The organism is Pseudoneobacillus rhizolycopersici, assembly GCF_054786815.1.
Genome location: NZ_JBTOOE010000010.1, coordinates 114816 through 126075 on the forward strand (window position 1 = coordinate 114816; position 11260 = coordinate 126075).

The 11260-nt window shown below is 38.7% G+C and carries 8 protein-coding genes and 1 pseudogene; 1 reads left to right on the forward strand and 8 read right to left on the reverse strand.

Translation table 11 applies throughout. The features are described from left to right. Positions 1-4: 4 nt before the first annotated feature. From ACX9YW_RS12425 to cuyB, 3 genes and pseudogenes are all read right to left on the reverse strand, one after another. Positions 5-982, reverse strand: a complete 978-nt coding sequence (locus tag ACX9YW_RS12425) for a LacI family DNA-binding transcriptional regulator (RefSeq protein WP_460346772.1) — start codon at positions 980-982, stop codon at positions 5-7. 813 nt (positions 983-1795) lie between these two features. Then, positions 1796-2767: pseudogene (gene rbsK, locus ACX9YW_RS12430) on the reverse strand (ribokinase). 86 nt (positions 2768-2853) lie between these two features. Next, positions 2854-3555, reverse strand: coding sequence for a cysteate racemase (cuyB, locus tag ACX9YW_RS12435; RefSeq protein ID WP_460346774.1), 702 nt, complete (start codon positions 3553-3555; stop codon positions 2854-2856). 400 nt (positions 3556-3955) lie between these two features. On the opposite strand from cuyB, the gene ACX9YW_RS12440 reads away from it, so the two are divergent. Then, positions 3956-5089, forward strand: a complete 1134-nt coding sequence (locus tag ACX9YW_RS12440; RefSeq protein ID WP_460346776.1) for a hypothetical protein — start codon at positions 3956-3958, stop codon at positions 5087-5089. Between the two features lie 178 nt (positions 5090-5267). Here ACX9YW_RS12440 and ACX9YW_RS12445 read toward each other — a convergent pair whose 3' ends face one another. The 5 genes from ACX9YW_RS12445 to ACX9YW_RS12465 all read right to left on the reverse strand — a co-directional run bounded on the left by ACX9YW_RS12445 (position 5268) and on the right by ACX9YW_RS12465 (position 11244). After that, entirely contained in the window at positions 5268-5507 is a 240-nt protein-coding gene (locus ACX9YW_RS12445) for a TM2 domain-containing protein (protein WP_460346834.1), read from the reverse strand. Positions 5508-6377: 870 nt separating this feature from the next. Further along, positions 6378-6791, reverse strand: a complete 414-nt coding sequence (locus ACX9YW_RS12450) for an SMI1/KNR4 family protein (protein ID WP_460346778.1) — start codon at positions 6789-6791, stop codon at positions 6378-6380. Positions 6792-6810: 19 nt separating this feature from the next. Beyond that, positions 6811-7479 (reverse strand): HNH endonuclease, encoded by a 669-nt coding sequence (locus tag ACX9YW_RS12455; protein WP_460346780.1) that lies wholly within the window; start codon positions 7477-7479, stop codon positions 6811-6813. Next, positions 7476-10736, reverse strand: a complete 3261-nt coding sequence (locus tag ACX9YW_RS12460; RefSeq protein ID WP_460346782.1) for an ATP-binding protein — start codon at positions 10734-10736, stop codon at positions 7476-7478. Before ACX9YW_RS12460 ends, ACX9YW_RS12455 begins: the two co-directional genes overlap by 4 nt. A gap of 1 nt (position 10737) precedes the next feature. Further along, positions 10738-11244, reverse strand: a complete 507-nt coding sequence (locus ACX9YW_RS12465) for a hypothetical protein (protein WP_460346784.1) — start codon at positions 11242-11244, stop codon at positions 10738-10740. Positions 11245-11260: the final 16 nt, after the last annotated feature.

Consider the following 11260-nt stretch of genomic DNA (forward strand, 5'->3'; position numbering starts at 1 on the left):
TGGCTTAACCGGAAGCCCTCGTCATCATTTGGATTGTGAGCGGTTCCGGCTCGTAGTCAAGCTGCTTATCCAGCATCTGAAGCAAGGTTTTGGCAGCGGCAGTGCCCCAATCCTTTCTCGGCACTTTAATGGTTGTGAGTGATGGGTTAAAATATTGCGCGACAGAAATATCGTCAAATCCAACAATCGCGATGTCTTCCGGCACCTTCAGTTGTTTTTCTTTTACGGCTCGAATCGCTCCCATCGCCATCTCATCGTTTGCGCATACAAAGGCACTCGGTAGATTTGCATTAGGGGTTTTCGTTTCCAAGTATTGACTCATTTGCAAATAGCCGCTAACTTCTGTAAAATCAGCCCTTAGCAAATCTTCTTCTATGAAGTGGATTTGGTGTCTCTTGAGTTCTTTTAAGAATCCTCTTAGTCTCGCTTCACCGTCATAGGATTGATGGGAGCCTGCGATAAACCCAAGCCGTTTGTGCCCTTTTTGGAGAAGATAATTGACTGCATGCGCCGAACCACTTTCATTTGGTAAGAGGACATTCTTGATGAATGGGCTCTGTAATTCCCGATCCATGACGACACAAGGCAGCTTTTCATCTGCCACAAACTCGAGCAATTCATCCTCCATATGATAGTTTAAGATAATCGCTCCATCGACATAGCGTTCAATCAGCAATCGATGTTTGTCCACCGACGCACAAACGACTAGCTCAAAACCATTTTGAATAACTTCATCCTGAATCCCCTCAACCATTTCTGAAAAAAATGGCCCGGTAAAACCACTTAAGAACAAACCGATAATATTTGTTTTCTTTTCTTTAAGATTTTTAGCTAACCCATTGGGACGATAACCGATTTCTTTTACTGCATCTAGGACCTTTTGCTTCGTTTCATCCGTAATTAGGTTGCTACCGTTTAATGAATAGGACGCGGTTGAAACACTAACTCCAGCACGTTTCGCCACATCTTTTAAAGTTACCACTACTACCCTCCTTTTATTGAAACGTTTCAAAAATGGATTACGCTTTTTTTGAAACGTTTCAATAAAAGACCAAAAAAATCTCCTACTCAATTGAAACGTTTCAATGAATCTATTATAAATCCACATGAAACCGTTTTCAATAGAGACTCTCTACTTTTTTTATTTTGAAGCGTGGGAACGCTTCTCATGTTTCACCAATCACCCGGCCATTGGGAAAGTTGGGCATAAACCGTGGAAGTTGGGCATATGTTTGAAAAGTTGGGCATATATTCAAAAGGTTGGAAATAAGTGTTCAAAAGTTGGGCATATATTTAAAAAGTTGGAAATAAGTCTTTAAAAGTCGGGCATATATTTTTTTAGTTGGGCATAAACCGTGAAAGTTGGGCATATATGATAAAAGTTGGATATAAAACTATCCTATTATTCACTCAAACTACGCAAAACTCTCTAAAACTAGCAATTTTTTAGCAAAACCAACCCAAAAACAACAAATTTCCTTCATTTTGGCGCGGAAATGACATCTTTTAGCAACGGAATTCACCGCGGAGCTATCCCTTCAACATAACGGAGCAAAGTTTTCTTCTTGTTGTGCCCGAGAAATCCTATTACTTATAACGAGGGCAGCAATACCCTCTAATCGAAACGTTCTTATTCCAAAAGACTCCAACTGGCGGCTATTCAAGGACAAATAAGCCGAATGAAACGCGAGAACCGTCCCCGAGTTCCGCAAAACGTAAATAGGCATCGAATCAAAAATACCCCATCCCATTTTCGGAATGAAGTATTTTTGACTATAAACCCCAATTCATTTTGCTATTGCTCAACCAACTTCAAAAACTCTTCCACTTCATGTAAGTACGGCATCGCTGGCGCGGTTCCAATTTTCGTAACAGATAGGGCTGCTACTCCGTTGGCAAAGGCCATTGCGTCTTCAACCGACTTACCATTGCTTATCGCATGGGCAAAGCCGCCGTTAAAGGCATCGCCGGCACCTGTCGTATCGACCGCCTCAACGCGGAAACCACGGACAAGCTCTCCCGTCTCGCCACCATGATATTAGTAAGCACCTTGACTTCCCAACGTGATGATAACCGTACCGACACCCATTTCGTAAATTCGCTTAGCTGCTTCTAATGCAGAAGCCTCGTCATTCACGGCAACCCCACTCAATAAGGAGGCTTCCGTTTCATTTGGGGTAATGTAATGAACATGTTGCAAGATTTCAACCGGGAACGGCTGATAAGGTGCTGGGTTTAAAACCACAGGCACTTGATGTTTTGCGGCCAGTTCAACCGAAGTGACAACGGCTTCGACACTAGTTTCTAACTGTAGCAAAACAATATCCGCTTCCTTAAAGCGCTCCTCTGCCTCCAACACATCCGCCTCGGTGATCGTACCGCATGCGCCTAATGCAACGACAATTGAATTTTCGCTCTGATCATCAACGGAAATAAGAGCGATACCAGTTGCCTCGTTGGCGTCAACCTTTACATAGTTTGTATGAAACTTTTCTTCCCGAAAATGATCCAAGGCAGCCTTACCGAATAAATCGTCCCCGACCTTGGTGAGGAACGTGACCTCGGATCCACAACGAGCCGCAGCCGTTGCTTGATTTCCTCCCTTACCTCCAGGGCCCATTTTAAATGGACCCCCAAGAACGGTTTCGCCTGGTTTCGGGAGATGTGGTGTACGGCTCATTAAGTCCACGACATAACTGCCGACGACAACCATTTTTGACATGATGTGAACCTCCTCGAAAGCTGCGAAATTATTTTGTTTTAACATTATCAACGTTATCAGCTGTAACTAAAGTAGAATCTAGGATGACTTCCGCTTCCACTACTAGAAATGAGGCGCAAGCCCCTCATGCATCAAACGTTCTTAGCCAATCTCACCGCAACATTTGCAATAATTTCGTTTGGATCAAATATTGGGATTGAAAGGTTTTGTTCACCTAATATTAGTGGGATTTCGGTACACCCCATGATGATGGCTTCTGCACCACTATGAATCAGATAGTCTATCGCATTTAATAATTTTTCCACCATATCTGTTGAAGTATTGTATTTAAAAGAAAATATAGCATCCTGAATATCATCTTGTAAGGACTCTGGAATTTCGACAACAGCCAAACCATACTTTCCAAAACTTCTTTGAAAAACATTTACTTTCATTGCCCCACTCGTAGCAAGGACCCCAACCTTTTTAATCGTTGGTTGGGTTTGTTTCATCTCAATCGCTGTTTCCTCAATTATATGAAGAACCTTTATGCTAACCGCATCCTGAATCACATCATAATAATGATGAGCCGTATTGGCGCAAATAATGATCATATCGGCTCCCGCTTTTTCAAGGTTTTGAGCAGTTACCGCTAACATCGGCCCTGGATCTTCCGTCCCTTTTAAAATAGCATCTTGTCTACTTGGAATTTTTGGATTATTATCCACCATAATTCTAAGATGATCCCCATCCTTCTTGGCATTCGTCGCTCTAACAATTCTTTGAAAAATATCAATCGTAGCCTCTGGCCCCATTCCACCTAATAGACCTACAACCTTATCCTGAATTAACATAATATTGATTGCTCCTTGCGTATTTATTTTTGGTGCCTTTATTTTTGGTGCCTGGCACCAATCGCCTATTTTCTCCCAATATTTTCTTAAACACATCCAGCCTAATGATTCAATTTCTCTCTTTTTAGTTCGTCTCTTATTCTGTTATATCCTTTAAAACTGTTTAATAATATAGTAGTATATTGCGCGAAAAATGTTGCTTTTTGTAGTGGTGCAACTAACCCTATCAAATAGACTTCAAATGTAAATTCAATCAAACGTTTGTTTGAAAATTGTTATTTCAATAGAGCGGTTCCCTTGATAAATACCCAATATTATCCTAAAATGGAAGTATTATAGGTAAACGTCAGTTAGTTTGAATGTTCGTAATAATAATTAAACTACAAAAAGGATGTTGTGTATGAAAAAGCGATTAATACTATTTTCTGCGATCCTTTCTTCCATTCTAGTATTTATGGGATCGATATCAACGAATGCCGTTGGGGTTCAAGATTGGGTCTATCAGGATAAAGAGGACCATACAACGGGAGAATCCATTGAAGGTACGAAAGATGGCGGATATTTAGTTAGTGGAACAACAGCGAGAATGCTATATCTGAAAAAGTTTAGCTCCGATGGTAAGTTACTATGGAATAAAATTCATCCTGAAGCATTGGCTGGTTTTGATGTAAAAGAAACAACAGATGGCGGCTTTATTGTTGTTGGCCAAACGCGACATGCGGATGATCCGAAGAATGGTGTACAATCCATTGTGATCAAAACCAATTCAGAAGGGGATATGGAATGGCATAAAATCCTTGGTGGAGTGGGTTTTGATAAACATTCAACCGTTATTTTAATGAAAAATGGATATCTAATCGGCGGAACTCAGACAAAAGGAAACCGTGAAGCGGCAGGAATCCTCTATATCGATCATAGCGGTAAAGTAATCTGGAATAAGGTAATGGATCAATTGAATGGAAAATACCCTTCATTTGTTGAAGATTTAATGATTGTAAATGACAATACCATCTTGGCTTTGCTCTACTATACAGATGCAAAATCTTTTTCTAATACCGCTTTAGTGGAAGTCTCCCTAAAAGGGGATGTAAAATGGAAGGCTAGCGATCAGGGGGAAGCTTTCTCCATTGAGCAAGGTCCATCTAGGGGGTATGTACTAGCTCTCAGAAACAATATGAGGCAACTTCAAGTGGTAAGAATGAACCGTGACTTCAAAACGATTTGGAGCAAAATATATATTCCCGGGTTTTCAAAGTTCTACGATGACGGAAGCCCTTATCAGATAAAGGCAACGAAAGACGGGGGTTACCTCATTGCCGGCACTGCCGAAGCAGTAAACTCTCAAATTGCCTATGTATTTAAAATTGATTCAAAAGGGAAACGCCTATGGGAGAAAACTTTCTTAAAAGCACAATCTCATATCAAAGACATCCATATCAATCAAGACGGCACCTTTGTCATAACTGGCAGTTACTCAGAAAAAATTTCAAAAGACAATTACTTGAGTTCGATGTTTGTTATTAAGGGGAAATAATGGTGCCTGTCACCTAAACAAAAAAAAGCCTATTAATTAGATTAGTAGACCGACCCTTATCTATTCGTTACAACATAAAATAGGGACGGGGGTCCTTCCCCTTGTCCCTCTAAGCATACAAAAACTAAGGATTAACCCTTAAGCTTTTTCCTCTATCTATACATGCAAGATTATCTAACTAATAACTTACTTTATATCCTTTATCATGCTTTCTAGCGAAATCTTCCGGATTGGAAACAAGATAAATAATTCCTTCAATAAAGCCGATAATCCCTGGGATGTATGTCCAACAAAATAATAGATAAATAATACCCCATCCCCATCTACCAAGATAAAACTTGTGTATTCCTAATCCGCCAAGAATAAGGGCTAAGATTCCTGCTGTTACTTTACTTTTAGTATAGCTTGGTGCGTACATTCGGCCATGGTCGCTTGATGAGGAGCTCGAGCTTGAACTTGAGCTTGAACTTGATCCTCCCCCTCCGCCACCGGCATTCATAAACACCATTGGTTGATTATTTTTGGAGCCGTCTTCAAGCTTTTCGATTTTCCTTTTATTCTCATCAAATAACTCTTCAACGCATTTTTTACAATAATTCTTACCTTTAAGCTCAGTGTTACAATTTTGACAAATAAATTTACCGCACCCTACACAGGTTCCTACAGAAGGAGCCTCGTCGTGAATATAACAAGATATCATAGTAACCCCCCCTAAATAAAAAGTCTCTCAATGACATTTTACTACAAATTTTTTACATTTTCCGCAATTTCCCCTAAAATTTTTAAAATTTTCTATTAACTAAGCTTAATATAGTAGAATCCTTTACATTTTCAATTTGTAAATTCAATCAAACGTTTGATTGAAAATCGCTATTTCTATAAAACAGTTTTAATCGCCGTTTTTTTATATCTATCTTAAACATATAGAACCTTCTCTTTTCCAACCCCTTGGAATACCTATCAAGATGGCACCATGGAAGGTAGTTACTCAGAAAAAAATACAAAAGACAAACTTGAGTTCGATGTTTGTTAATTCAATCGAAATAATACCTCTGGGAAGTGATGGTGCCTGGCACCAATAACCTAAAATCTGGAACAAAGGCCAAAATAAAATGGCACCATGAAAGGTCATGGTGCATGATACTTGGGATTTTACTCCCTATTTGTTCTTATATTTTTTTCCGCTAATTATATGAGACCCAGCTTTCTATTAATTTTTACCTTGTAACCTTTTATAATTTCTTCATTTAGTTGGCGCATTAGCCCCATCTGTTCTTAGCTAAAAATTCTACAAGCTGTATAGACCATTAATAAATTTATAAAAATTATCTGCAACTTTTTGAATTTCATTTGTTTCATGTTCCCAATATACTATCGATAAATTGGTAAGGTCCACACAAAAATAATCACCAGAAGGCTCAGATGCAAACGGTAATAAATTTCCATGGAATTGTTTTTTGAAATAGCCAATAACATTATGGACCGTTTCGATGTCTTTTTTGTTAAAGGATAAGAATGTCTTAATCTGTACTTCTCTTCCTGATTTTGTTTTTGTAATATCTAGACTAGGGCGCCCACCATTATACTGATGGATAAAATCCTTAAGAAATTCCGGTACAGTAAACCCATGATCACTTTCAAAAATTTCAATACTAGTTACTGGTTCTAATGGTTTTACTCTTTTCCAAATGATTTCGTTCATTTCCAAACACCTCCAAATATTAATATCCTCCACCCCAAAGAGCTTTACCACCTGTATGTGCTGCGCCGCCTTGAGTTCGATCATGCTTGGCCGTTTCAACTAATTGCATTTTTCCAACTTCAGCATCATGATGCCAAGTATAACCTTCTGGAGTTTTTCCATCCATAATGTCTTCTATCTGCTCATCAGAAAACTTGCTATTAAGGTCAGTGTCATTTTCAATGGCTTTTTTTAACTGGCGATTACACTCAGCAAATTGTTTTGGATTATCTTCTTTTAGGAGTTCATCTGGTAGCTCCGCATCGTAAACACTATCAAAATCAGGAACAACAACTTCGACTTTTACTCCGTTAACATCAATTGTCTTTCTAACATATTGAACTCCTGACGGTTCATGGATTTTTCCCTCCAAATCCTGATTGTCACATCTATAGTGGATGATTCCATCTTGGTCAATCGTGCATTTAGTCCTAATTTGTTGGTCTGTCCAGCCTGTTTTTTCCTTTAATTCTTTGGCTTCCTCATCAGTTAGTGAACGAATCTCTTTCTTCTCCCCGACATCGCTACTAAATAAGGGTTTATCCAATTCTTTTATATCCATTGTTTTGTTTGGTAATTCTTTTGCGAGTCTTTTTAGTTCACTATCATCCTGCCAAATTATTTCTGCAAATTTCACGAAGGTATTCATCTTAGAATCCCTCCGTTATCAACTTTTGATCTCCATGCTGCATAAATTTCAAGTGTGTCGTCACCTTGTTTGGAATAATCCTTGAGTAAACATTGGCAGATAGATAATTGGGTTTCCTTTGTTAGTTGGTTCGTCTTAGATTCAATCATTTCAAGCAGATAATCGGTCAATATTGTAAAATCAGAAGCATTTTTAATAGCATTTATAACGTATGTCTCACAATCAAGTAACTCAGTCACAAATTCAGATAATTTATCAAAGTGGTCTACATTCCATAAGGATAATTCATTATCCCGCTTGTATTCCGATAATAAATAATGAATTTTAATTTTGTTTTTAGTAGAAAGTGGTGAAGTAGCTAATAAGTTATTTAGTAATTCAATATCCACATCTACTTGTTCAATATTTCTTCCTCTCAATAAAAGTTTTAGTAGTTCGCTTATATAAATTCGCTTGTCATCTTTCCCCAATAAAACAGTAGGATCATATTTATATGGGGTTTCTACTCCATCAAACTTATTAATTCTACATAAAACTGGCTCTAACCAGTCGTTTTGATAAACAACGGCAACTCCTTTTGGCAATTTCGCTATTTCATCGAGTTGTTCATCCTTTAATGCAGCTGATTTTCCTGCAAGACGGCGGTCCGTTTCATCTGGTAATCTCATAATAATTTTAGTATTTGTATTCCGAATAGCCGACATATCAACGGCAGTTGGAGACTGATCAGCAATAATAAATCCTTCTCCATAGGTTCGCATCTCGGCAATAGCATTTGCAAGCATCTCAACAGATTTCCCAGTCATATTAGAGCCTTCTGGGTTTTGTTCACTTGAAGTTCTTTTCAAAATATTATGGGCTTCCTCTAATACTGTCACATGCTTAAGAGGTTGATTCATACCTTCAGTATAGGCCATTCTATGCTCATTAAGTCTCATGACCAGAACACCCATAATTAGTGATTTTGTTTCTAAAGACCCTATTCTACTTAAATCAACAATCACATTTTTATCAAATAGAACTTCATTATCGATTTCATCAGCTGAAAAAATTTGTCCATTTAAACCATTTGTAAGGGATTTAACCCGTGTAGCTAATGCCCCAATATAGTTACTCTTTAATTCCTGAGAATAGGCAGAGTCATTAATAACCTTGATTAACTCCGTTTGCAGGTCTAAGAACGTCGGGAATAAATCTGCCGATATTTCGTTTTTGGATTCAACTAAATTCCAACCACAAACCTCGTAAGCTTGTAAAACCGCATCCTTCAAGACTGCTGGCATTGCCGCATACATCGGCCAACACACATTGAAGATTTCAATCAAGCGATCTATATGCTCCAGGACATGAATGGATGGCGGAAATTTAAATGGATTAATTTTTAGCAGCTCAGAATGTAAAGGATTTGTTCCAAGGACTTTGACATCTCTTCGATGTCCAAATACATTTTTATACTCACCTTTAGCAGGTTCAATTATTAAAAATTTGATTCCAACAACATCTAGTTGATCAAGTAGCTCATAAACCGTGTTACTTTTACCCGATCCGGTAGACCCTGTGATAAACGTGTGCATCGATAGGCTATTTCGATTTAAAGCTACACGATTACCACTATCACTTCCCATATTGTACACACTGCCTAAGTTAACGGTATGAGTTGGTTGAACACCAACATAGCTGACTACTTCCTTCGCAAAATCTGCATGTTCAATTACAGGGAACCCACATACTGATCTTCTTGGCAAACCCATATGTAGTGCTAATTCGTTGCCGCTTACAAGCGTGCAAGGTGTAACTTGGATACTTCCTGCAGGGCTATGATAAGAAAAAGTCGGATGGATAAAATTCGTTACATACTCTTTAATTCTTGTCGTTTTACTGCCATCTACCTTCCCCCACGAATTAATGGCGGATACTTCCACCCCAGAATTTTCACCACGCATAATCGCTTTATAGGTGGAAGCGGCTATTTCAGCGCCATATGGGTTATCTGACAAGAAGTACGCCGCACATTCCCACATACCTAGGCTTTCAAATTCTTTTAATCTCTCAAGTTGTACATCAATACGTTCTAGAGTGTTAACAATCGTTTTATCTTGTATCGTTAAAGTAATCGCTTGCGATGTACCAGAGGCTAACCCTCTTGTATCAGTAGTTCCTTCATTTCGACTTTCATTTTTCCCAAAACTCTCTCCCCTTGTTTGAGAATCCGTCTCGCTAAACGAGGTACTTTTAGAAGTTGATTCCGATTCCGTTTTCTGGATTGCGGTACCTAGTAAACCTAAAGAACCAGATACGACTCCACCTACAACTAGACTTGCGCCACCGGTTACAGGTGCAAGCGCCGCACCAACTATTCCAACGGCAGAAGCCAGCCCTTTTGTAGCCTTTGACCCTGCACTTTCTTGGGACACAGAATGACTTACTGATTCACTGGAAGAGTGGCTCGAACTATACGTTGATGACTCATTGCTTGTATAGTAAGTTCCCGTAGTAATCCCTTCAGTAAAAGACTTTGATAAATTAATAGTACTGTTGCTCGAATAATTAACTTGAGAAGACGCAAAGGGTGATAACTGGGTATAGATCTTCTCATAGCTCTTACGAGTATCAAGTAACTGTTCATGAGTGGCCCCATTAGCCACAATAATTCCCGTATAACGCTCACCTTGCATCGATAGCGCTAGTTTCTCTAACCCTTGAACAAAAGATTTATTAGCCTTATTTTCTTCATCTTTACTATTTGCGACGCAAGATACAGCTGAAATACTTGTCCCTTTTATCTTTTTCAAAACTTGATGCATATCATCCTCAAGGAAATCCTGCGTCTTTATGCCTGGGAATTGACCTGAGATGGCATTTTTCAACGTATCTTTAAGTGAATTGGTGGTTCGTTCAGAATCAAGAGAACGGATCCCCATATAAAAATCTGTTTTTTCGCCATTACTATCAATCATGATAAAAACGGCACAATTCGTAGTCGCGAGTGCATTAAACACACTCGCGAACTTATAAGTAGAATATTCGTCTTTTTCATAGACCATTTCGTTGATTTTAAAGAACCTAACATTTTCAGAAAGGTTGGAAGCTAGGATTTGTTCATCCAGTGGAACCACTTCTAAATCTCTAAGTTTGCTAATATAGTTTTTTAAGACAATGTCATCGACAACTTTTAGTGCATCTTGGAACTGAATATCCAACTGATTGTATTTCGGAACAGGCATAGATGGTTTTTCGTATTCTTTCAATTCCGTCATGTTATCTATGACCCTCCTTATCGGTCATAATACAGACACCTCCAACGACTACCGCTGCCACCCCAGCAACGATGATAACTGGTTTAGCTACAGCTACTCCAACAGCCGTTGTAACAACTCCACCAATCGCTAGACCAGTGCCTACTTGTCTTCGACTGATTGTGATAGTCTGTGAAGAAGCCGTTCTTTCTTTTTCAATCTTTGCTTTCCGCTCTTTTAATATATGTCTAGACATACTCTTTAGTAGGGATAGTCGTTCCTTTGAAAAATTGAACACAACCTGAACCATTTGTTCGTTCAAATAGTCCTTTGACCATTTTGTTACATCATAGTTCAAAACTTCCCCATCATGTTCATCATATAAATCTTTCATTTCCTCTGCCATCGAAAGCATTTGATCAAATTCTACAAATGTGGGATCAATAACTAAATTATCCTTAAGCATTATTCTTACTAACCTTGTATCGTTATCCTTAATGGCTTGTTTAAATTCGAGTGAAATTGCCATGGTTGGCGCCTCCTAG